Source organism: Amycolatopsis sp. NPDC050768, from assembly GCF_040654155.1.
Classification (GTDB): Bacteria; Actinomycetota; Actinomycetes; order Mycobacteriales; family Pseudonocardiaceae; genus Amycolatopsis.
Genome location: NZ_JBFAHL010000001.1, coordinates 740267 through 761107 on the forward strand (window position 1 = coordinate 740267; position 20841 = coordinate 761107).

The following is a 20841-nucleotide window of genomic DNA, read 5'->3' on the forward strand; positions in this document are numbered from 1 at the left end:
ACTAGTGCGACGGCTGTCACCGGGATGGGCCCCTACCTGCGGGTTTTCGCCGCACGGATTACCCACTCGGGTCTGGTTTGCCGGTTTTGTCAGTCCTCGTGGGCGCGGCCGAGCTCTTCAGAACGGTCGCGCGCGGCCTCGATCGCGTCCAGCAGAGCCGCCCGGACGCCGTGCTTTTCGAGCTCACGGATCGCGTTGATGGTGGTGCCGGCGGGCGACGTGACGGCCTCGCGCAGCAGCACGGGGTGGTCCGTGCCCTCGGCGAGCATCTTCGCGGCGCCCACGGCCGACTGGATGATCAGCTGCCCCGCGAGCGCGCGCGGCAGGCCGAGCAGGATGCCGGCATCGATCATGGCCTCGACCAGGTAGAAGAAGTAGGCCGGTCCCGAGCCTGAGAGGGCCGTGACGGCGTCCTGCTGCGATTCCGGTACCTCGACGACCTGGCCGACGTGCGAGAGCAGCTCGTGGACCGTGGCGAGGTGTTCGGCGGTGGCGTAGCGGCCGGGCGACATCGCGCTCATGGCCTCGCCGACCAGCATCGGCGTGTTCGGCATCACGCGGACCACAGGCACACCGTCAGCCAGGCGCCGCTCGTACAGCGCCGTCGGCAGCCCCGCACAGAGCGAGACGACCAGCGAGGACGCGCCGAGCAGCGGCGCCAGCTCCGCCAGCACCGGCTCGATGTCCTGCGGCTTCACGGCGACCACGAGCACGTCCGCGCGCTTGGCGGCGTCCTCCACGGTGGCCGCGCGCATCCCCGGGTAGCGCTCCTCGAGCTCGCGGACGCGGCCCTCGTAGCGCTCGGTGAAGAGCAGGTCGCCGGGCGCGTGGCCCCCGTGCAGCAGCCCCGACAGGAGGGCTTCGCCGATCTTTCCCGCGCCCAGCACCGCAATCACACTCATGCCACTGAGAGTGCCAAACGCGCGTCAGGCTCCGGGTGCCGGGGCGAGCGCGAGCTGGCGCGCCTGCGCGACGAGGCGGCCCTGGGAGTCGATCACCGTGGCGTCGGAGTCGAACCAGGCCTCGTGCACCGAACGCGATTCCACCAGGATGCGCAGCCAGCCGGGGGCCGGGCGGGTGCGCAGGAACGCCGTGAGCTGCACCGTGGGCGCCCAGCCGACGCGGCCGAGGTTGGCCACCACCGGCGGGTTGAGGTCGCCAGCGAGGAGTGCGAAGTAGACGTCGCCGATCCCGTCTCGCGGACGTGCCCACAACTTCAGCCGCGGCGGGTCGCCGGCACGCCCGGCGAGGTACCCCGCCGTGGCCGGGTCCACGCGGATCTCGCAGCTGGAGGAGAGGTTGAACACGCCCTCGGAGGTTTCGGCGCCCAGCGGCACCGCGCCCGAAGGCGGTTCGGCCGGCAGCTGCGGCACGTCGCTCCAGTCCGGGCGGCGCATCGGCAGCCGCCCGGTCGTGACGCGCGCCTCCACGCAGCTGCGCCCGCGCTGCTCCAGCCGCACCGCGACCACCGACGCGCGGCGGCCGACCTTGCGGACGTCGGTGCGCAGCAGCACCGGACCCAGTGCCGGCGCGTGCAGGAACTCGGCGCTGACCACCAGTGGTTCCACCGTGGGTTCGCCGCGTTCGCCGAGCACGGCCGTGGCGGCCTTGGCGAGCAGGGCCAGGAGGAACCCGCCGTGGGGATGGTTCGCGATCGCCCAATCCGCTCTCAGCGTGGCCGTGAAGGTCCCGTCTCCGAGGGAGCGGACCGCGCTGGCCGCGTCGAACGCCGTCGCCGTCTGTTCGGCCCGGCTCACGAACGGCCGGCCACGGCGGCGCATGTGGCGGAGAAGTTCAACGATCGCAACGAGTTCACGGTCGGCACTTTACGTGTCGATGAGCCGGATGAGGGTGTCCCGGGGCCCGGGACCGCCCGGACAGCCGATCATGCTAACGGCCTGGTCACTGTCCGAGGTGCAACCGGGCGAACAGCAGCGCCTCCGCGAGGGCGCGGGCCCGCTCGGCGGTGGCGATGGCGTGGCGTGTGTTGACCTCGAGCACGACCTGACCGGTGAAGCCGTCGCTGACCAGCTTTTCCAGCAGTTCGGCGCACGGCTGGCCCCCGTGGCCCGGGATGAGGTGCTCGTCCTTGGGCACGCCGGTTCCGTCGGCGAGGTGGACGTGGCTCAGGCCCTCCCCCATCCGCTCGGCCAGCGCGAGCGCGTCCATCCGCGCGGCGGCGCTGTGGGAAAGATCAAGCGTGTAGTGCCGGAACCCGACGTCCGTGGGATCGATCGACGGCCGGAACGCCGACACCCGTGCGTTCCGCGACCCACCCGGCGGACGCACCTTGAACATGTTCTCCACGGCGACCTCGATGCCGGATTTCTCTTCCAGCTCGTCCACGAGGTCCCCGAACCCGTCCCCATAGCGCCGCTGCCACCGGAACGGCGGATGCACGACGACCGTCCGCGCCCCCAGTTGCTCCGCGGCCTCCACGGACTTCCGCAGCCTGATCTCGGGATCCGGCGACCAGACCCGCTGCGTGATCAACAGCGACGGCGAGTGGATCGAAAGGATCGGCACGTTCGTGCGCTTCGACCACCGGCGCACGGCCGCGACGTCCTGGCTGATGGGGTCCGCCCACACCATGACCTCGACCCCGTCGTACCCGAGCTCCGCCGCGAGCTCGAACGCCGCCCCCGCCCGCAGGGGCCACACCGACGCAGTGCTCAGGCCCACAGGTATCGGCTTCTCAGGCGCGTTCACGGGGCCATCCTGCCTTGCCCGGGGTGGGCGTGTCGCAGGTGCTGTGGGGTGGGCGTGTGTTCGCGGATGGGGACAGCGCCTGGCTGGGGCGCGAGGTCGCGGGCGTCGTCAACCGCAAACACCAGGCGGCTCCCCAGGTGGTCTTGACCACGGCGAGCGAAGCCCAGGCCGTCCCCCGCCGTAAACGCAAGAACTCCCGGCCCGCAACCAGCGAGACCGGGAGTTCCCGACAAACCCGAAACCGCCTAACGCCCCACCAGCAACAGGGCGGCAGGTGACACCGTCACCACCAAACCCACCAGGATGGCCAGCAGCGTGGTCTGCAGGTCTTCCGCGCGGCGGATCTTGCGGACGATCCACACCAGCGCCACGATCACCAGCAGTGCGCCCACGAGGGCGGCCGGCGCGAGGTTGACCCACAGCCAGTTGAAGCCGAGCCACACGCCGGCGCCGCCGACGACGCCGAGGGCAAGTTGGCCCGCGAGGGTGAGCCACTGTTTGCCGGGGGAGCCTTCGAGGGCCGGCTCGGCGGCCACGGGAGCGGCGGCGGGCTCTTCGGGGGCGACGTCGTCGTAGTCGTCCTCGTAGTCGCCGTGCTGGTCGTAGCCGTAGTCGTCGCCGTCGAAGTCCGGGGAGCCCGGCTGGGCGAACTCGCGCTCGTACTCGGACAGGTCGTCGTCGACGGGGCCGCCGCCAGGGGCGAACGGCATGGGCGCCGGGTAGCCCGCGGTGGGCGGGCCGGCGTCGAAGTCGGCGGGGGCGGCCATGGTGGGCGGGCCGCCGTCGTAGTCGCCCTCGGGGGCGTACGGCTCGGCGTAGTCGTCGGCCGCGTAGTCCTCGTCGGCGTAGGCGTCGGCGGACTCGCCCGGGACGACCGGCATCACGCCGATCTCGGTGTCCTCGAGTTGTTCCTGCTCACGACGTTTGCGCCAACCCGCCAAGCCCGGCGGCTGAGCGGGAGGACCACCGGGGCGAGGACCACCCGGGCCAGGACCGGGAGCCACCTCAGGCGCCTCCGGCGCCACCCCGGCCACGGCGTCGAACTGCTCCGTGTGCGGGTCCTGCTGCGGCGCGGGACGGCGGGCCGGCGCCCGGCGCGGACGCTGCGGCGCTCCCGTGGGGAACGCGCCACTGGCCATGGGCGGCTCGGGCACATCGGCGTCGGGCGTGCCGTCAAGACCGTCGAGGCGCGACGCGAGCGGGCCGCCCGGCGCGGGCGGCGGGCCGGGATGACGGCGGACCGGCGGCACCTGGTTGCGGGTCTCTTCCGCACCCGGCGGCGGCACCGGCTGCTGGCGCGTCGGACGGCCGCGCGGCGGCACCGGCATCTGGCCGGACTCCTGCGGCGGGGCCGGCGGACGCACGAACTGGCTCGACTCGGCTGAAGGCGAAGGCGGAACCGGCAGCTGCGCCGACTCCTGCGGCCGCGCGAACTGGCCCGAATCCTGCGGCGGAGCCGGCGGGCGCGTGTAGCCCGTCTCCTGCGGCCGCACGAACTGCCCGGACTCCTGCGGCGGAGCCTGCGGCCGGGCGAACTGCCCCGACTCAGGTGGCGGCTGGCGAACGTACCCGGAATCCTGCTGCCCGTTCACCGGCCGGACCGACCGCGTCGGTGGGCCGGCAGGACCACCGGGGCCACCCGGACCCGCAGGACCAGGACCAGGACCAGGACCAGCCAACCCACCCGGTCCCTGAGGACCGGCAGGCGGCGCAGGAGGAGCAGGCGGACGCTGCAACGGCCCCGGCTCCTGCGGCACCGCCCGCGGCGCGGGGGCCGCGGGCCCGTCCGAACGACGACGGCCACCCGCCGAGCGCGAAGGCGGCGGCGGAGTGCCGCCGTCGCTGGTCACACGGTCGATGATCGCCTGCGGGGCGGTGTCGCTCACACCCGCGGCGCGACGGCCGCTCTCCGGCTGCGGCTCGGGGGCTTCGTCGTCTTCGGCTGCGCGACGCCTGCGCCGCCGTGAGCCCTCGACCTGCTGCCCGTGCTGGGCGAGCAGTTCGGCCACGGTTTTCTGGGGCGGGGCGCCGTTCTCGTCGGTCATACCGTGCTGTCCAAAGCGCGCTCGGGGTTGGCCACGGCACGCGCCGGCGGCCGGACGCAGGCGGCGCCGCGCGCGCTGAACACCGTGCTGTGCATGTCCGTCACCTCTTCACCGTGCCTGTTTTCCGTCACCGAAGTCCAGTCCGCTGCTGTCACCGGTCCTCCCCGTTCGCCGAAACGCCGGTGAGGGCGGCCCCAGTTTCGTCCGCGCCGTTGGAATGGTCCAGCCGTCGCAGGATGACACCCTCTCGCAGTGCCCACGGGCAGATCTCGAGTTCTTCGAGGGAGAGCGCCCGCATGGCGGCTTGCGCCACCAGAGCACCCGCCACGAGCTGGTGCGACCGGCTCGAGCTGACCCCCTCGAGTTGCGCGAGGTCCGCTGCGGGCATGCGCGAAACGAAGGCGATGAGCTGGCGCAACGCGGTGTCCGTGAGCGTACGGCGCACGCGCGGGCCCGCCGCCGAGGGGGCCGCGCCGGTGAGCCTGGCCAGGGAGCGGAACGTCTTCGACGTCGCCACCACCCGATCGGGTTCACCCCATTTCGCGACCTTCTTCGCGAGCCCGCCGAGCTCGCCCTCCAGCCACGCGGAGGTCGCCACGACCTCCGAGCGCGTGGGCGGGTCGTGGCGGAAGCGCGTGCGCGTGGTGCGCCCGGCTCCCAGCGGCAGCGACTCCGCGAGCACGGGCTCCTCGTCGCGGCCCATCGCGACTTCCAGCGAGCCGCCGCCGATGTCGAGCACCAGCACCTGGCCGGCCGACCAGCCGAACCACCGCCGCACCGCCAGGAAAGTCAAGCGCGCCTCGTCGACGCCGGAGAGCACCTTCAGCTCGACGCCGGTCTCTTCCGCGACTCTGGCCAGCACCTTCGCCGAGTTCTTGGCTTCGCGCACGGCCGACGTCGCGAACGCCATCACCTCTTCGCACCCGAGCCGGACGGCCGAAGCGCGCGCCGACTCCACGGCCCGGGCCAGCTGGTCGGAGCCCGCACGGCTGAGCTCGCCGGATCGCGTGATCTGCTCGGCGAGGCGCAACACGGCCTTCTCCGAGTGCATGGGCGTCGGGTGCGCACCACGATGGGCGTCGACCACCAGCAGGTGGACGGTGTTGGACCCGACGTCGAGTACCCCTAGGCGCACGAGGATCCAGCGTACCGGTCCCACAGCCAGGTCTCGAAACTGTAACCAACACCACTCGGTCCGGGCTCGACTCTGCGTGGCCGAACGCCCGCACAGGGTGAAAAATAAAGCGTTTTCCCAGGAGCCAAAACGGCCGGAGCGGCAAGAAAAAACCCCGCCACCCCGGCCGTGCTCCGGTGTTTTACCTACCGGCGGCTCACGTCTCGAACTTGTACCCGAGGCCGCGCACCGTCACGAGGTGGCGCGGGGAACCCGGGTCGGGCTCGATCTTCGAGCGCAGGCGCTTCACGTGGACGTCGAGGGTCTTGGTGTCCCCGACGTAGTCGGCGCCCCACACGCGGTCGATCAGCTGGCCGCGCGTGAGCACGCGGCCCACGTTGCGCAGCAGGTACTCCAGCAGGTCGAACTCCTTGAGCGGCAGCGAAACCTCGGCGCCGTCCACGGTCACGACGTGCCGCTCGACGTCCATCCGCACGGGCCCGGCCGAGAGCACCAGCGGCGCCAGCTCGCCCTCCGCGCCCGGCTCGCCGCCGCGGCGCAGCACCGCGCGCACGCGCGCGATGAGCTCCCGGGCCGAGTAGGGCTTCGTCACGTAGTCGTCGGCGCCGAGCTCGAGGCCCACGACCTTGTCGATCTCGCTGTCGCGCGCCGTCACCATGATCACCGGCACGGCCGAACGCTGGCGCAGCTGCTTGCACACGTCCGTGCCGCTCATGCCCGGGAGCATGAGGTCGAGCAGCACGATGTCGGCACCGTTGCGGTCGAACTCCTCGAGCGCCTGCTGTCCCGTCCCGGCCACCGCGGCCGTGAAACCTTCCTTGCGCAACAGGAAGGCGAGCGGGTCGGCGAAGGACTCTTCGTCCTCGACAATGAGAACCCTCGTCACAGGTTTCCTCCATGGTCTGGGCTGGAGAGCTCCTGCCCGGTTGCCACGAGCCGGGGTGTCCGCTCGGGGGTCTTGTCCTGCCGCACCACGGTGGCGGGCTGGGTCTGCTGTTTGCCACGCGCGCCGTCGCCGCCGGGCTCGGGGCTGACGTGCGCGGGGATCCGCAGCGTGAACGTGGACCCGGTGCCGGGTCTGCTCCACAGGCCCACCGAACCGCCGTGGTTGGCCGCGACGTGCTTCACGATCGCCAGGCCCAGCCCCGTGCCGCCGGTGGCGCGGGAGCGGGCCTTGTCCGCGCGGTAGAAGCGCTCGAACACGCGCTGCTGCTCGTCTTCGGCGATGCCGATGCCGCGGTCGGTCACGGCGATCTCGACCATGCCGTCGGCCAGCCGGCGCGAGATCGACACCGGGCTGCCCGGCGACGAGTACGCGACGGCGTTTTCCAGCAGGTTCGACAGCGCCGTGACCAGCAGCGTCCGGTCGCCCTCGATGAGCAGGCCGCTCGCCGTGTCGGTGGTGATGGTGATCTCCGCCGACTCCGCCGACAACGTTGTCCGGCCGAGCGCCTCCCGCACCACGGCGTCGACCTCGACGACGTTGAGGTCCGGCAGCCGTTCGGCGCCCTGCAGGCGCGAAAGCGCGATGAGCTCGGTCACGAGCGTGCCCAGCCGGGTCGACTCGCGGAGGATCTTGCTGCCGAAGCGGCGGACCTCGTCCACGTCGTCGACGGCGTCGAGCACGGCCTCGGTGAGCAGCGCGATCGCGCCGACCGGGGTCTTGAGCTCGTGGCTCACGTTGGCCACGAAGTCGCGCCGCACGGCTTCCAGGCGGATGGCCTCGGAGTGGTCCACGGCCTCGACCACGGTGAAGCCGTCGCCGAGCGGGCGGACCTCGCCGAGCACGGCCTCGGGCTGTCGCCGCCCACGGTTCTCGAGCGGCGACAGGTCGATCTCCATCGGCTCGTCGGTCTCCACCACCTGCTCGGCGGCGGCGCGGGCCCGCGGGTCGGCCTGGTTCACGCGCACCAGGCCGAGCTCGTAGGCCCTCGGGTTGTGCAGCACGAGGTCACCGAAGCGGTTGAGGACGATAACGCCGCTCCGGGACGACCGGATCAGCCGTTCGAGAAGCTCCGCCACGGTCGGTCCCACCGGCCGTGCCGTCTCCTTCCGGGCCCGAGCCCGGGCGATGAGAAACCCGACGACCGCGCCGACGACAAGAGCGCCGATGGCCGAGATCAGGGCAACAGGCGTGGTCACGAGGGAATCGTAAGCATCCCGGTAGCCTTTCGGACCAGTCCTGGAAGCCCGGTCGTGAGGCGCGTGACACCTACAGGGGACAAGTTCGCCCTGGTGTCAGGCCCCGTTCACCCGGCCGAGATCTTCCGGACAAATGTTCACGCTCCGTCGAGCTCGGCAAGATCGCCGGCCGTCAGGCGCAGCTGCGCGGCGGCGACGTTCTGTGCCAGATGGTCCGGGTTGCCCGTACCCGGGATCGCGAGCACGTGATCACCTTGCGCGAGTGTCCACGCGAGACGGACCTGGGCCGAGGTCGCGTCGTGGCGCTTCGCGACCGTCGCCACGCGCTCTTCGACGCCCGTTTCGTCGGTTTGTCCACTCGCGACGGCGAACCACGGCACGAAGGCCACGCCGTGCTCACCGCAGAGCCGCAGCAGCTCGTCGTCCTCGCGGACGGCGGTGAGGCCGTACTGGTTCTGCACGCAGACCACGGGCGCGATCGCCAGCGCCTCCGTGAGGTGCTCCGGGCCGACGTTGGAGATGCCCAGCTCGCGGATGAGGCCGGCCTCGCGCAGCTCGGCCAGTGCGCCGAAGTGCTCGGCGATGGAGCCCGTGCCGCGGCCGAGACCCGTGCCGATGCGCAGGTTGACCACGTCGATGTGGTCGCGCGCGAGCTGGCGCAGGTTCTCCTCGACCTGGCCGCGCAGCTGGTCGGGCCGCGCGAAGGGCAGGAACTCGCCGGACGGGTCGCGGCCGGGGCCGACCTTCGTGGTCAGGACCAGGTCGTCGGCGTACGGCGAGAGGGCCGTGTTGATCATCTCATTGGAGGAGAACTCCGGCGTGAAGTAGAACGCCGCCGTGTCGATGTGGTTCACGCCGAGCTCGAGCGCGCGGCGCAGGACAGTGAGGGCGCGCTCGCGGTCGGCGCTGGTGCCGCCCGTGAACGGGACGAGCCGCATGGCGCCGAAGCCGAGGCGGTTGACGGTCAGGGAGCCGAGCTGCCACGTGCCGGCGGCCGCGGCGGGAAGTGCTGTCTGGGTCATGACTTCCAGCGTGACCTGGCGGCTTTCGCGTCGCCCGGATTGGCAGGAAGCTGCCACCCGGCAGTGGCCGCGGTCGCTCCACGAGGTGACACTGGAGTGCGTGACTCGAGTCGACGACGTCGTGACCGTGCGCGGCGAACGCGAGCTGTTCGACCGCACCGCCCACCTGTTCGGCAGCGCCACGGACATCGCGTGCGCCGCGAACACCCTCTTCACCTGGGCGGCTTCGCGCCCGGGCACCGGCGTGCCCCCGGTGCCCGACCTGCAGGGCCGGCGGGCGCGCAAGATCTACGTGCCGAGCGTGCTGCTGGACGAGGCGAGCGTCGAGCACCTGCGCCTCCTGCGCAAGGTCGGCGCGCAGATCCGGATCACCGAGCGCGAGATCAACGAGACGATCATCCTCGACGGGCGCCTCGCGATCCTCGCCGCCGAGGTCACGCCGGACGGGCGCAGCTACACCGTCCTTTCGCGACCCGACCTCGTCAACGGGATCTCGTCGCTGTTCGAGGCCGCGTGGCGATCGTCGACGGACCTCGCGGCGTTCGAAACGCGCTACGCCGAGCTGCGCCGGCACACGCCGCGGCTGCTGGACTTGCTGCTGTCGGGCTGCACCGACGAGACCGCGGCGCGCACGATGGGCGTCGGCCTGCGGACCTACCGGCGCTACGTCGCGGAGCTGATGGCAGCGTTGGGGGCGACGTCGCGGTTCCAGGCCGGGGCGCGCGCGAAGGAGGCCGGTCTGCTGTGAAGCGTGGTGTCGTGGTGTTGCTCGCCCTGTTCGCTGCCGGGTGCAGCTCGGCGGTGGGCGGGAAGGCCGCGGTTCCGCCGCAGCCCGCCAACCTGGCCTACGTGGACGCGAAGGCCACGAGCGACGCCTCCGCGGGGATCAAGAAGGCCGTGGAGACCGTGTTCAGCTTCGACTCCACGGACACGGCCGCGGTGGCGAAGAACGAGCAGGAGTACTTCACCGGCAACGCCCGCACGCAGTTCGACCAGACCTTCGCACAGATCAAGACCACTCCGGTGAAGACGCAGACGCACGTGATCGATTCGGGCGTCGCCGCGCTGTCGCCGGGCGGGGCCACGGTGCTCGCCGCGATCAAGCAGCAGAGCCAGGCCCCCGATGGCAAGACCAACGCGGCGCTCGCGGTCGTCCTCGTGACCGCCGCACCGGCCGGCGACCACTGGCGCGTCAGCGACCTGAACCTCAACCCGCGCGGCACCCTCGGCCCGGCGGCCGACCCGGGCGCCCCGCGCCCCGCCGTCACCCGCGACTCCGCCCTCGCCGCCGCCCGGCACGCCGGCTCGGTGCTGCTGACCGTCGACGCCCATAACGCCGACGCCGTGTACGACGGCTACGAGAGCGTCGCCGTCGACCCGCTCCTCACGCAGTTCCGCGCGACCCGCCAGACCACCGTCGACAGCATGAAAAGCAGCGGCGCCAAGGCTTCCTTCAACTCCCAGTCCGCGGCCGCCGTGTCGTCGGCCTCCGCGGACGGCAAGACCGCCACGGTCCTCCTCGACGCCGTCGTCTCGACCCAGCAACAGGGCGGCCCACAGGACCGCACCATCCCCGTCCGCCTCACCCTGGCCCGCCTGCCGGACGGCGGCTGGAAGGTGTCGGCGATCGACCCGTTGAACGCTGCCTGACCCGCTCCCCGTCTACGCCGAAGGGCCACCGCGCAGCTCGCGCAGTGGCCCTTCGTCCGCCGTGACTGGGTAAAGCTCAGCGGCCCTGGTTCGCCACCGCGGCAGCGGCTTCCTCCGCCGCCTCCGGGTCGAGGTACAGGCCGCCCGGCTTGATGGGCTGGAGGTCGTCGGTGAGGTCGTAGCGCAGGGGGATGCCGGTGGGGATGTTGAGGGCCGCGATGTCCGTGTCGGAGATGCCGTCGAGGTGCTTCACGAGCGCGCGCAGCGAGTTGCCGTGCGCGGCGACCAGGACGTTCTTGCCCGCGCGAAGGTCGGGGACGATCTCGGACTCCCAATACGGCAGGAGGCGCTCGACGACGTCCTTGAGGCATTCGGTCAGGGGCGCGTTGTCGCCGAGGTCGGCGTAGCGCGGGTCGCCGGCCTGGCTGAACTCGTCGGCCGGGTCGATGGCGGGCGGCGGGGCGTCGTAAGAGCGGCGCCAGAGCATGAACTGCTCCTCGCCGAACTCCTCCAGCGTCTGCTTCTTGTTCTTGCCCTGCAGCGCGCCGTAGTGGCGCTCGTTGAGCCGCCAGTCGCGCTTGACGGGGATCCAGTGCCGGTCGGCGGCGTCGAGGGCGATGTTCGCCGTGCCGATCGCGCGGCGCAGCAGCGACGTGTGCACCACGTCCGGCAGCAGCTCCGCCTCGGCCAGCAGCTGGCCACCCTGGCGAGCCTCGCGCTCGCCCGTCTCCGAAAGCGGCACGTCCACCCATCCGGTGAACAGGTTTTCCGCGTTCCACGTGCTCTGTCCGTGACGCAGCAGCACCAGCGTCCCAAGTTCAGCCATGGCGCACAGCCTGCCAGAGCGGACCAGGTTCGTGACTGGTGAGTCCCGCTTGAACGATGTTCTACAGAGAGTGTGTTACCCCATAGTAACACCTTCACCCGAACAGAAGTCAGCCCGTCAACAAGCCGCGAAAAGGGTGCAATGTGCTGCGCGCTGTTATCCCGCCTCGCGAAGTTCACTCGAATGGAGTAACGAGTAGTCTTGTGATTACAGGTGGACATCTGACAGGTTTGGCATGTCCCGCTCAGCCGGATTCCACGCACTCCCCGGCTGACGGCGGGCTATGACCGCGGCTCGTCTCCCCCCTGCCGAGCCGCGGCCCGCCGGCCCCGTTGGCATCCCCCTCGTCACCGGGTCCTTGATCGGCGGGAACTTCAGCGGGGCGGCTCGAGATCGCGACTCCCCCCTCCCTCGAGCCGTCCCGCCTTTCCCGTTATCCCGCAGGTCCGGCGGGGACAGCCGCGTCTGCCGTGTCACCGACCGGCCGCGAACGGCGTCGCTTGCGCGCCCACCACCACACCGCCCCGGCCGGGATCCCGAGCACCACGGCGAACGGCGCGATCGCCCCCAGCGCCGTCAGGAAGCCGCCGCCGACGGTCAGGAACGCGTCCCAGCCACCGGCGAGCCCCGCAAGGAAGCCGGGCAAGTCATCGGATGTCTGCCCGGGACCGGTCACGACGTCGGCCGTCACGGACAGTGCCACTGTCGACATCGCGACACTCCCCGCGAGCGCCTTCTGCTGCTGTTCGAGTGACTCGAGCGCGGCTTCGCGGTTGGTGAGCTCACTCTCCACACTCGCGATCTCGGAGATCGACGTCGCCTTCGCCAGCAACGCCCGGATCCGGTCGACGCTCGCGCGCTGCGTCGCCAGGCGCGCGTCCACGTCGACCACCTGGGCGGTGACGTCCTGGGAGCTCAGCTCCCGCTTGGTGACCTTGCCGAGCCCGGCGAGCTGGTCGAGCACCCCGTCGAGCTTTTCGGCGGGCACGGCGAGGCTCAGGGTCGCGGACGACTCCAGCGTGCTCTCCTGGCCCGTGTACCCGCCGGCTCCGGCCGCGATCACCCGCGCCCGCGAGACGACGTCGTCGAGCTTCGGGGTCGAGAGGTCCAGTCGCGCGCTCCGGGCGAGCTTGCGGTCGGTGGTCCCCGCGGCCCCCACCGCCGGCGGAACCGGGCCCTTCGTGGTCAGGCCCTGCTGCGGCACACCGGGTTGCGCCACCCCCTGCTGGGGCAGTCCCTGCTGGGGCACAGCCGCGCGCCCGGCAGCCACCCCACTGTCGGCCTCAGTCGAGTTCGGCTCGTTCGCCGTGCACCCCGCCAGTGCCACCAGCAACCCGGCGCCGGCCAGCACCCATCTCCATCGAGTTCTCATCCGTCCTCCTCCACTCGGGTGGCAGACGGACGGACCCCGGCGTCAACGGCGTTGCACGGCCCGAGTCACGAGTCGGTCAAGCCCGGCTCGTGCGGCTTCTCGGGCGCCACGAGGTGCTTGAACGCCTGGAGGTTCGCCAGCGACTCCCCGCGCGACACGCGCCAGTCCCACTCGCGCTTGATCGACGACGCGAACCCGATCTCCAGCAACGTGTTGAAGTCACCGTCGGCGGCTTCGAGCACCTGCCCGAGGATCTTGTCCAGCTCGGCGTCGGTCACGGTCTCCTTGCCGAAGCGCCCGACGAGGTAGATGTCGCCGATACTGTCCACTGTGTAGTGCACGCCGTAGAGCCGGGCGTTGCGCTGCAACAGAAAGCGGTACACCTGCTCGTGCGCCTCGTCCGGGCGGCGGCACACGAACGCCTCCACGGAGAACGCGTGGTCGCCGTCCACGAGCCAGCAGTTGGTCTGGAGCTTCTTCGTGCCCGGCAACGTCACGAAGTACTTTCCTTCGCCACGCCGGTCGTACTTGAGCTCGGCAGCGTCCAAAGTGGACTTGATCGTCGCGTCCAGGCTCACACGGCCACCTCCGCCCGCACGTCGAGCGCTCCGCGGAACGCCTTGGTCGCCTGAGCATAGATCTCCAGCAGCGAGTCCGTGGTGCGGCTCCAGGAGAAGCGGTGGGCGTGCAGCACGGCGTTGGCGCCGAGCTCACGCCGGCGTTCCGGACGCAGCGCGACGGCTGCCAGAGCGTCGGCCCAGTCGGTCGCCGTGTGCGAAGGCACGAGCAGCCCGGACACACCGTGCGGCACCGCGACCGGCAGCCCGCCGACCTCGGCGGCCACCACGGGCGTGCCGCAGGCTTGCGCCTCCAGCGCCACGAGCCCGAACGACTCGTTGTAGCTCGGCACGGCGACCACATCGGCCGCGCGGAACACGTCCACGAGCTTCTGCCCCGGCTGCGGCGGCAGGAACCGCACCTGCTCCTGGATGCCGAGCGTCCACGCCAGTTCCTTGAGCGCCTGCGGCTGCTCCAGCCCGGTGCCCGACGGCCCCCCGACCACGAGCACCACGAGCTTCGAGCGCAGCGCCGGCCGCTGGGTCAGCAGCTCGGCGGCCGCGCGCAGCAGCACGTCCGGCGCCTTCAACGGCTGGATCCGGCCCGCGAACGCCAGCACCACGGCGTCCCGCGGCAGCCCGAACGCGTCGCGCGCCAGCGCCTGCGAACCGGGCGTGAAGCGGTCGAGGTCGACACCCGGCGGCACGGCGTGCACCGCATGCGGGTCGGCGCCGTAGAGGTCCACGAGCTGGCGGGCCTCGACCTGCGTGTTGGCGACCAGGCAGTCGGCCTCGGCCACCACCTGGTCCTCGCCCATCACGCGCGTGCGCGGCTCGGGCTTGTCGCCGTCGGCGAGCAACGAGTTCTTGACCTTCGCCAGCGTGTGGGCGGTGTGGACCAGCGGCACGCCCCAGCGGTCGCGCGCGAGCCAGCCGACCTGGCCCGAGAGCCAGTAGTGCGAGTGGATGAGGTCGTAGTAGCCGGGCTCGTGGAACGCCTCGGCCCGCAGCACGCCCGAGGTGAACGCGCACAGCTGCGCTGGCAGCTCGTCGCGGCCCAGCGGCTCGAACGGGCCGGCCTGCACGTGGCGCACGGTCACGCCCGGCGCCAGCTCGGCCAGCGGCGGCTGGTCCGACGAGGTCGCACGGGTGAACACCTCGACCTCGACGCCGCGGCGCGCCATCTCGGTGGCGGTCTCCCGCACGTACACGTTCATGCCGCCCGCGTCGCCGGTGCCCGGCTGTTCGAGCGGCGAGGTGTGCACGGACAGCACCGCGATGCGACGCGGCGCAGCGCGGAACCCCGACAGAGAGGAGATGGTCACCTGGTCACTACTCCTGTGTGCGCTACTCGGCTGTTTCCCCGGAGAACCGCCGCAGCGCGGAGTTGAACTCCCCCGCGTCCTCGACGAACGGCAGATGCCCCGCATCAACGAACCAACGCAGAACGGCCCCCGGAATCTTCCCGGCCGAATATTCCGCTGCCGACGGATCGACCACGCGGTCGGCCGTGCCATGCACGACCAGGACCGGTTTGTCGACCTTGGCCAGCACTTCAGCGCTCTCCACGTCGCGCCTGAACAGCGCCGCGCGCACGGCCGGCGGCACCGCCAACGACATCCCGAGCAGGGCTTGCGCGAATGTCCCGGGCACCGAGGCGTTCGCCTGGGCCCGGGTGAACTCGACCAGCGCAGGCACGGCGACCTCGGGATCATCCGAGAGCGCCGCGGGCAGCGCGGCCCGCATGACCGATCCGGTCTTACCGCCTTCGCGGCCGCGGCCGATCTCCGTGATGGCTCCGACGAGCACGATCCCGGCCAGCCGTGCCGTTCCGTGCACCCGCAGGTAGTCGGCGATCACGAGCCCACCGTAAGACCAGCCGACGACGATCGCGTCGGGGCCCGCGAAGTCGAGCACGGCGGCGAGGTCGTCGGCCCACTGGCGCGGGTCGTCGTAGCCGGCCGCCGGGACGTCGGACGCACCGTGGCCCCGCAGGTCCATCGCCACCAGGCGGAACCGCTCCGTGAGCGCCGGGTCGGCCAGCTGGGCCGCCCACGCGCGCGACGACTGGGCCCAGCCGTGCACGAAGACGATCGGACGCGAGTTCTGGGCACCCTCGACGCGCAACGCGATACGCACGCCGGAGGTACCGACCACTTCGGTGTTCACGAGGTCAGTTCGTAGCACGCTTCACTTCGCCGCCGACAGCGTCTTCCAGGTGGACCAGTCGTAGAACCAGTCCTTGACGTCGGAGCCGGTGGGGCTGGACAGCTGCGAACCGGTCACCTCCACCGGGTCGCCGATGAGCGCGGAGTCGAAGTACTCCTTCGCGTCGGCTTCCAGCAGGTTGACGCAGCCGTGGGAGTTGTTGGTCTTGCCGATGTTGGCAGCGTTGTCCTGGTTTTCGTGGATGTACTCGCCGTGGTTGGAGATGCGGCAGGCCCACTTCTTGTTGACGTTCGTGTAGCCGTAGCGGGCGTTGTCGAACACCGCCGTGGGCTCCTTCGACATCACGATGAACGTGCCGTTGGGCGTGTTGCGGTTCACATCGGAGTCGAGGCCGTTGGCGCACGGGTAGCTCTTGTACACGGAGCCGCCGCGGTAGACCTTCATCTCGTGGTCGGGGGTGTTCACCTTCACGACCTGGTTGCGGCCGATCTTGAATTTGGTCGTGACGTCGGCCTTGCCGTAGGCGCCGTTGCCGAGGTCGACGCCGTAGAGGTTGGCCTCGACCTCCACGGTCGTGTTCTCCGGCCAGTACTCCTTCGGCCGCCAGTCGACCTGCGTGGCCGAGAGCCAGCCCCACGAGCCTTCGACGTCCGTCTTCACCTTCAGCGCCTTCTCCACGGCCGCGCGGTCCTTCGGCGCTTCCTTGAACTTCACGCTGATCGGCATCGCGACGCCCACGTGGGCGTCGTCGGCCGGGTTGAGCGTGGCGCGCAGCTGCTTGGCCGGGTCGACCGTCGCGAAGGAGCCCTTGAGCTCCACGGGCCGGTTGTCGGTGCCGGTGGCCTTGGCGGCGTAGGTGTAGGTCTTGCCGTAGCCGAGCGATTCGGAGCTCTTCCAGGTGAGGCCGTCGGCCGCGAGGTCACCCTTGACGGCGTCGCCGTCGGCGTTGGTGACCTTCACCTCGCTGAGCTTGCCGTCGGTCACCTTGATGACCACGGGCTCGCGGACGTCCGCGTCTTTCGCGTTCACGGCCGGCGTGGCGGTGATCTTCGCCACCGGGTCCACGGGCTTGCCGACGTCCTCCCCACTCCCGCCGAGCGGCAGCGCCGTGCCGTTCGTGGTGGTCGAACATGCGGCCGCGAGCGCCCCCGCCCCCGCGGCGAGCACCGCCTTGAACACCGTGCGCCGTTCCATCCCCGTGAACCTCCCCTTTTGGACAACGCCGACCCCCGCACCGGCGGATGCTTCCACGCTGTCAGCGCCGGTGAGCGCCTCGACGTTACCTGCCGACGCCGGGTTCACCCAGTGAGTGGCGCCCGCGTCATGTCGACAAGACGTTTCATCCACCGGGTGGTTCCGCTGGTGACAGCGTTGTGACGGGATCAGAACGAGCAGGCGATCAGCAGCGGTTCCGGGTGCAGCGTCACGCCGAAGCGGTCACGCACACCGTCGCGGACTTCGCGGGCCAGGGTGAGCAGGTCGGTGGTCGTGGCGGTGCCGCGGTTGGTCAGGGCGAGCGTGTGTTTCGTCGACAGCGAGGCGCGGCCGCCGGGGCCGGGGTGGCCCTTGGCGAAGCCGGCGCGCTCGATCAACCACGCAGCGGAAAGCTTCACGCCACCGTCGGCCGGGTACTGGGGCACGGCGACGTCCGGGCCGACGACGGCGGTGATCCGCGCGAGCACGGCCTCGACGTCGGGCGAAGGGATGATCGGGTTCGTGAAGAACGAGCCGGCGCTCCACGTGTCGTGGTCGGCCGCGTCGAGGACCATGCCCTTGCCGCGGCGCAGGCCCAGAACCGCGGAGCGCGCGGCGGCGGTGGGGACTTTCGCGCCGATCTCGACACCGAGCGTGCGGGCGAGCTCGGCGTAGCGGATGGGCGCGGACTCACCGGCCGGGTCGACGCGGAAGCGGACGCTGAGCACCACGCCGCTGTCGGTGCCCTTGAGCACACTGGTGCGGTAGGCGAAGCCGAGCTCGTCGGCCTTGACCGTGCGCACCTCGCGCGCGGCGCGGTCGTAGAGCTCGATCGAGACGATGGACTCGGCGACCTCGCAGCCGTACGCGCCGACGTTCTGGATCGGTGTCGCGCCGACGGAACCCGGGATCCCGGACAGGCACTCGAGTCCGCCGATGCCCGCCTCGACGAGCCCGGCGACGAACGAGTCCCACTCCTGCCCCGCGGCCGCCTCGACGACGTCGTCGGAGTCGTCGGTGTCGCCGGCCCAAATCCAGCCGGTGTTCGCGACCTGGATGAGCGTGCCGGGGAAACCGCCGTCGGCCACCACGAGGTTCGAACCGCCGCCGAGGAGCAGCACGCGTTCGCCGGCGGCGTCGGCCTCGCGCACGGCGGCGACGAGATCGTCGCTGGTCGTGGCCCGCACGAACCGGCGCGCGGGTCCTCCGAGGCGCAGCGTCGTGTACTCGGCGAGGCGCGGCGGCGCGGGCGTTTCGACGGGGTTCACGCTGCCTAACGGTACTGTCCGGCCCATGGGATCCCGGATCGAGCACCGTGCCGAGTTCTCCGCCGGACTCGGGGCCGTGCTGGCCGCCGTGTCCGGTGAGGACGCGCTGCGGGCGCGCCTGAAGGAGCTGGGCGGCGACAACGCGGCGCTGCTCTCGCACTCTGTCACCAAAGACACCTCCGGCGACGTCGTGCGCTACGAACTGCAGCACGGCATCGCCGCGCAGCGCCTGCCCCAGGCCGTGCAGGCCCTGCACCGGGGCGACATCATCGTGCACCGCAAGCAGGTGTGGCAGCGCTCCGGCGACGCGTACACGGGCAAGGTCGACGTCAGCGTGAGCGGCGTGCCGGGCGAGATCGGTGCGCAGACCTTCCTGACGCCGCGTGGTGAGCGCGTGGAGTTCCGGACGTCCGGCGAGGTGACGGTGCGGATCCCGCTGTTCGGCGGAAAGATCGAGGAGTTCGTGGCCCAGCAGGTGACGAACCTCTTGGCCCACGAAGCCGACTTCACCACGTCGTGGCTGGCCGAGCACGCCTGAGCCCGGTGGGCGCCCCGACGAGGGGCACCACCAATCCCAATCGGTTACGCAGAGTCGATCGCTGGCTCGCGAACGACCCCGCGGTGACGCGGCTGTTGCGGCGAATGCCCGACCCGCTCGTGGTCGACCTCGGCTACGGCGCGTCACCCGTCACGACCGTCGAGCTCCTTCGCTGGCTACGCCGGGTCCGCACCGACGTCCGTGTGCTCGGGCTGGAGATCGATCCGGAGCGAGTGGCGTTCGCGCGCCGCGCCGCTGACCCTCCGTGGCTGGACTTCCGCCGCGGCGGCTTCGAGCTGGCAGGCGCGCGGCCGGTGGTGGTGCGGGCGTTCAACGTGCTGCGCCAGTACGCAGAGCACGAAGTCGCCGGCGCGTGGAAGGTGATGCTCGACGCGATGCCCGACGACGGGCTGATCGTCGAGGGCACCTGCGACGAGATCGGACGGCTGGCCTCGTGGGTCGTCGTGGGCAGGGCCGGCCCGGTTTCGCTGACGGTATCGATGCGGCTCGCGGACCTGGAGCGTCCATCCATTGTGGCCGAACGACTGCCCAAGGTTCTCATCCACCGCAACGTTCCCGGCGAGCCGGTGCACGCGTTCCTGTCCGCTTTGGACGACTGCTGGGCCGCCGCGGCGCCACACCGGTCGTTCGGGGTGCGGGCGCGGTGGGTGTCGGCGGTGGGAATGCTGCAAGCCCGGGGCTGGCCGTTGCTCGGCCGGCCGGAGCGCTGGCGGCTCGGGGAGCTGACGGTGCCGTGGGAAAGTGTGAACCCGCTCTGAATTGACTACGGACAGTGCCCGACTGGGCTGATCAGTGCGGGTACGAATGCGTCGTCCGGGTACGAATCCCACCTGTTCACCGACCCACCCCCGCGGTGTCACCCGGTGGCGACCTGTGGTGATCACGATAGGCAGGTGGAACTGCTTCAACACGCCACCGACCTGCTGCGCGGCGCGCTGGGTTCGCCGTGGCTCTGGGTGCTCGTGTTCGCCGTCGCGGGGTTGGACGCGCTGCTGCCGTTCATGCCCAGCGAGACGACCGTGGTGACGGTCGCGGTGCTGCTCGGGCCCGACCCGGAGCGGCTGGCGTTGCTCGCGCTCGTCGCGGCGGCCGGGGCATGGGCCGGCGACTGCCTGGGCTACACCGTGGGCCGGGCGGCCGGGCCGCGGGCGCTCGCGCGGCTGCAGCGCGGGCCGGCGGGGCGGGAGCGCTACGAATGGGCGCGCGAGCAGGTGCGGCGGCAGGCGCCGTTGCTGATCATCGCCGCGCGCTACCTGCCGGGCGGCCGCGTGGCGAGCGCGCTGGCCACGGGCAGCCTCGGCTACCCGCTGCGCCGCTTCATGCCGCTCGACGCGGCCGGCGCCGCCGTGTGGGCGGTCTACAGCGTGCTGATCGGCCTGGCCGGCGGCTCGACGTTCGCCGACGAGCCGGTGAAGGGCCTGCTCCTGTCGTTCATCCTCGGGCTCGGCCTGGTCACCCTCATCGAGTTCGGGCGGCGCCTGCGCTTGCGGCGACTACGGTCGAGCGATGCACCTGACCGAGGCGATCGACATCCACGCCGACCGGCTGAAGGCGGCGGCCCTGACAGCGGGCCCGTCGGCGCGCCTGCGCAACTGTCCGAAGTGGACGATGCACGACCTGGTGACGCACCTGACGACAGTGCTCTCGTCCACGGTCGCGGCGATCACGGACCGACCCACTGAGCCCGCGCCACCCACCGACTGGGCCGACGCGCTCGGCCGGTGGGACGGCCAGCGCCTCGCCGTCCGCGAAGCCCTCCGGCTGCCTGCCGATACCCCAGTGCGATCGCCGTTCCCCGGCGGCGGACTGCTGACGGTCGGCCGCTGGGCCCGGCGCCTGGCGCACGAGACGGCGATCCACCGGCTGGACGCGGAGAGCGCCCTGCCCGAGCCGCCGGCCACGCGGTACGCGGACGTGTTCGCGGTGGACGGGATCGATGAGTTCCTGACGTTCTTCGTTCCCCGCCGGGCCGCTCATCAGGACGGCGTCGTGCGGATCGAAGCCGGAGACCGTGCGTGGACGGTCGTTCTGCGTCCCGGTGAGACTCCGGCGGTCGAGTCGAGCGGCACCGCGGACCTCACCGTCACCGGCTCACCCGACGACGTCTACCGCGCCCTCTGGGGCCGCCCCCACGCCGCGCGGATGGTGGGCCGCGTCGCACTCCTGGAGCCCCTCGCGGCGCCCTGACCAGCA

Annotated in this window: 22 protein-coding genes; 7 read left to right on the forward strand and 15 right to left on the reverse strand. The window is 71.5% G+C overall.

The window, feature by feature from the left end; all coding sequences use genetic code 11:
- Positions 1-89: 89 nt before the first annotated feature.
- The 4 genes from proC to AB0H62_RS03805 form a co-directional block, all read right to left on the reverse strand.
- Positions 90-902, reverse strand: a complete 813-nt coding sequence (proC, locus tag AB0H62_RS03790) for a pyrroline-5-carboxylate reductase (RefSeq protein WP_266118269.1) — start codon at positions 900-902, stop codon at positions 90-92.
- A gap of 24 nt (positions 903-926) precedes the next feature.
- Positions 927-1757 (reverse strand): thioesterase family protein, encoded by an 831-nt coding sequence (locus AB0H62_RS03795; protein WP_360583948.1) that lies wholly within the window; start codon positions 1755-1757, stop codon positions 927-929.
- A 145-nt stretch (positions 1758-1902) separates the two neighbouring features.
- Complete coding sequence (locus AB0H62_RS03800; RefSeq protein WP_255638626.1) at positions 1903-2709, reverse strand: sugar phosphate isomerase/epimerase family protein; 807 nt, start codon at positions 2707-2709, stop codon at positions 1903-1905.
- Between the two features lie 245 nt (positions 2710-2954).
- The gene (locus AB0H62_RS03805) at positions 2955-4301 is read right to left on the reverse strand and encodes a hypothetical protein (RefSeq protein WP_360583950.1); all 1347 of its coding nucleotides are present in this window, start codon (positions 4299-4301) and stop codon (positions 2955-2957) included.
- Positions 4302-4694: 393 nt separating this feature from the next.
- Between AB0H62_RS03805 and AB0H62_RS03810 the strand changes: the two genes are divergently transcribed.
- Complete coding sequence (locus tag AB0H62_RS03810) at positions 4695-4940, forward strand: hypothetical protein (protein ID WP_220247901.1); 246 nt, start codon at positions 4695-4697, stop codon at positions 4938-4940.
- Here the strand turns inward: AB0H62_RS03810 and AB0H62_RS03815 are convergent.
- From AB0H62_RS03815 to AB0H62_RS03830, 4 genes are all read right to left on the reverse strand, one after another.
- The gene (locus tag AB0H62_RS03815) at positions 4906-5889 is read right to left on the reverse strand and encodes a Ppx/GppA phosphatase family protein (protein ID WP_220245928.1); all 984 of its coding nucleotides are present in this window, start codon (positions 5887-5889) and stop codon (positions 4906-4908) included. The two genes, AB0H62_RS03810 and AB0H62_RS03815, sit on opposite strands and share 35 nt — an antisense overlap.
- A 196-nt stretch (positions 5890-6085) precedes the next feature.
- Positions 6086-6775 carry a response regulator transcription factor gene (locus tag AB0H62_RS03820; protein WP_204091841.1) on the reverse strand — a complete coding sequence of 230 codons (690 nt, stop codon included), beginning with the start codon at positions 6773-6775 and terminating at the stop codon, positions 6086-6088.
- Complete coding sequence (locus AB0H62_RS03825) at positions 6772-8031, reverse strand: ATP-binding protein (protein ID WP_220245927.1); 1260 nt, start codon at positions 8029-8031, stop codon at positions 6772-6774. The genes AB0H62_RS03820 and AB0H62_RS03825 overlap by 4 nt, the downstream gene beginning before the upstream one ends.
- A gap of 137 nt (positions 8032-8168) precedes the next feature.
- Positions 8169-9053, reverse strand: coding sequence for an aldo/keto reductase (locus AB0H62_RS03830; protein ID WP_360583954.1), 885 nt, complete (start codon positions 9051-9053; stop codon positions 8169-8171).
- A gap of 100 nt (positions 9054-9153) precedes the next feature.
- Here AB0H62_RS03830 and AB0H62_RS03835 point away from each other — a divergent pair, with 100 nt between their 5' ends.
- On the forward strand, positions 9154-9801 hold the full coding sequence (locus AB0H62_RS03835) for a DNA-binding response regulator (protein WP_354867079.1): 648 nt from the start codon (positions 9154-9156) through the stop codon (positions 9799-9801).
- Positions 9798-10703 carry a hypothetical protein gene (locus AB0H62_RS03840; RefSeq protein WP_360583956.1) on the forward strand — a complete coding sequence of 302 codons (906 nt, stop codon included), beginning with the start codon at positions 9798-9800 and terminating at the stop codon, positions 10701-10703. The genes AB0H62_RS03835 and AB0H62_RS03840 overlap by 4 nt, the downstream gene beginning before the upstream one ends.
- Before the next feature lie 76 nt (positions 10704-10779).
- Here AB0H62_RS03840 and AB0H62_RS03845 read toward each other — a convergent pair whose 3' ends face one another.
- The 7 genes from AB0H62_RS03845 to AB0H62_RS03875 form a co-directional block, all read right to left on the reverse strand.
- Positions 10780-11529: a phosphoglyceromutase gene (locus tag AB0H62_RS03845; RefSeq protein WP_220245923.1), complete on the reverse strand. Its 750-nt coding sequence runs from the start codon at positions 11527-11529 to the stop codon at positions 10780-10782.
- 433 nt (positions 11530-11962) lie between these two features.
- Positions 11963-12901 carry a DUF4349 domain-containing protein gene (locus tag AB0H62_RS03850; protein ID WP_360583958.1) on the reverse strand — a complete coding sequence of 313 codons (939 nt, stop codon included), beginning with the start codon at positions 12899-12901 and terminating at the stop codon, positions 11963-11965.
- A gap of 65 nt (positions 12902-12966) precedes the next feature.
- Positions 12967-13479, reverse strand: coding sequence for a YbjN domain-containing protein (locus AB0H62_RS03855; RefSeq protein ID WP_360583960.1), 513 nt, complete (start codon positions 13477-13479; stop codon positions 12967-12969).
- Positions 13476-14783, reverse strand: a complete 1308-nt coding sequence (mshA, locus tag AB0H62_RS03860; RefSeq protein ID WP_360583962.1) for a D-inositol-3-phosphate glycosyltransferase — start codon at positions 14781-14783, stop codon at positions 13476-13478. The genes AB0H62_RS03855 and mshA overlap by 4 nt, the downstream gene beginning before the upstream one ends.
- A 22-nt stretch (positions 14784-14805) precedes the next feature.
- Complete coding sequence (locus AB0H62_RS03865; protein ID WP_360583964.1) at positions 14806-15627, reverse strand: alpha/beta hydrolase; 822 nt, start codon at positions 15625-15627, stop codon at positions 14806-14808.
- 21 nt (positions 15628-15648) lie between these two features.
- Entirely contained in the window at positions 15649-16821 is a 1173-nt protein-coding gene (locus AB0H62_RS03870) for an Ig-like domain-containing protein (protein ID WP_360583966.1), read from the reverse strand.
- Between the two features lie 188 nt (positions 16822-17009).
- Positions 17010-18089, reverse strand: coding sequence for a UDP-N-acetylmuramate dehydrogenase (locus AB0H62_RS03875; RefSeq protein WP_255638623.1), 1080 nt, complete (start codon positions 18087-18089; stop codon positions 17010-17012).
- Between the two features lie 25 nt (positions 18090-18114).
- Between AB0H62_RS03875 and AB0H62_RS03880 the strand changes: the two genes are divergently transcribed.
- From AB0H62_RS03880 to AB0H62_RS03895, 4 genes are all read left to right on the forward strand, one after another.
- Complete coding sequence (locus AB0H62_RS03880; RefSeq protein WP_220245917.1) at positions 18115-18627, forward strand: DUF2505 domain-containing protein; 513 nt, start codon at positions 18115-18117, stop codon at positions 18625-18627.
- Positions 18606-19406 carry a class I SAM-dependent methyltransferase gene (locus tag AB0H62_RS03885; RefSeq protein ID WP_360583969.1) on the forward strand — a complete coding sequence of 267 codons (801 nt, stop codon included), beginning with the start codon at positions 18606-18608 and terminating at the stop codon, positions 19404-19406. The genes AB0H62_RS03880 and AB0H62_RS03885 overlap by 22 nt, the downstream gene beginning before the upstream one ends.
- 135 nt (positions 19407-19541) lie before the next feature.
- On the forward strand, positions 19542-20330 hold the full coding sequence (locus tag AB0H62_RS03890) for a VTT domain-containing protein (protein WP_360583971.1): 789 nt from the start codon (positions 19542-19544) through the stop codon (positions 20328-20330).
- Complete coding sequence (locus tag AB0H62_RS03895) at positions 20233-20835, forward strand: maleylpyruvate isomerase N-terminal domain-containing protein (protein WP_360584655.1); 603 nt, start codon at positions 20233-20235, stop codon at positions 20833-20835. Before AB0H62_RS03890 ends, AB0H62_RS03895 begins: the two co-directional genes overlap by 98 nt.
- Positions 20836-20841 lie beyond the last annotated feature (6 nt).

Coding starts and splice junctions, on each gene's coding strand:
- AB0H62_RS03870 (WP_360583966.1), bottom strand. CDS start 16,821: ATGGAACGGCGCACGGTGTTCAAGGCGGTGCTCGCCGCGGGGGCGGGG.
- AB0H62_RS03880 (WP_220245917.1), top strand. CDS start 18,115: ATGGGATCCCGGATCGAGCACCGTGCCGAGTTCTCCGCCGGACTCGGG.
- AB0H62_RS03845 (WP_220245923.1), bottom strand. CDS start 11,529: ATGGCTGAACTTGGGACGCTGGTGCTGCTGCGTCACGGACAGAGCACG.
- AB0H62_RS03830 (WP_360583954.1), bottom strand. CDS start 9,053: ATGACCCAGACAGCACTTCCCGCCGCGGCCGCCGGCACGTGGCAGCTC.
- proC (WP_266118269.1), bottom strand. CDS start 902: ATGAGTGTGATTGCGGTGCTGGGCGCGGGAAAGATCGGCGAAGCCCTC.
- AB0H62_RS03850 (WP_360583958.1), bottom strand. CDS start 12,901: ATGAGAACTCGATGGAGATGGGTGCTGGCCGGCGCCGGGTTGCTGGTG.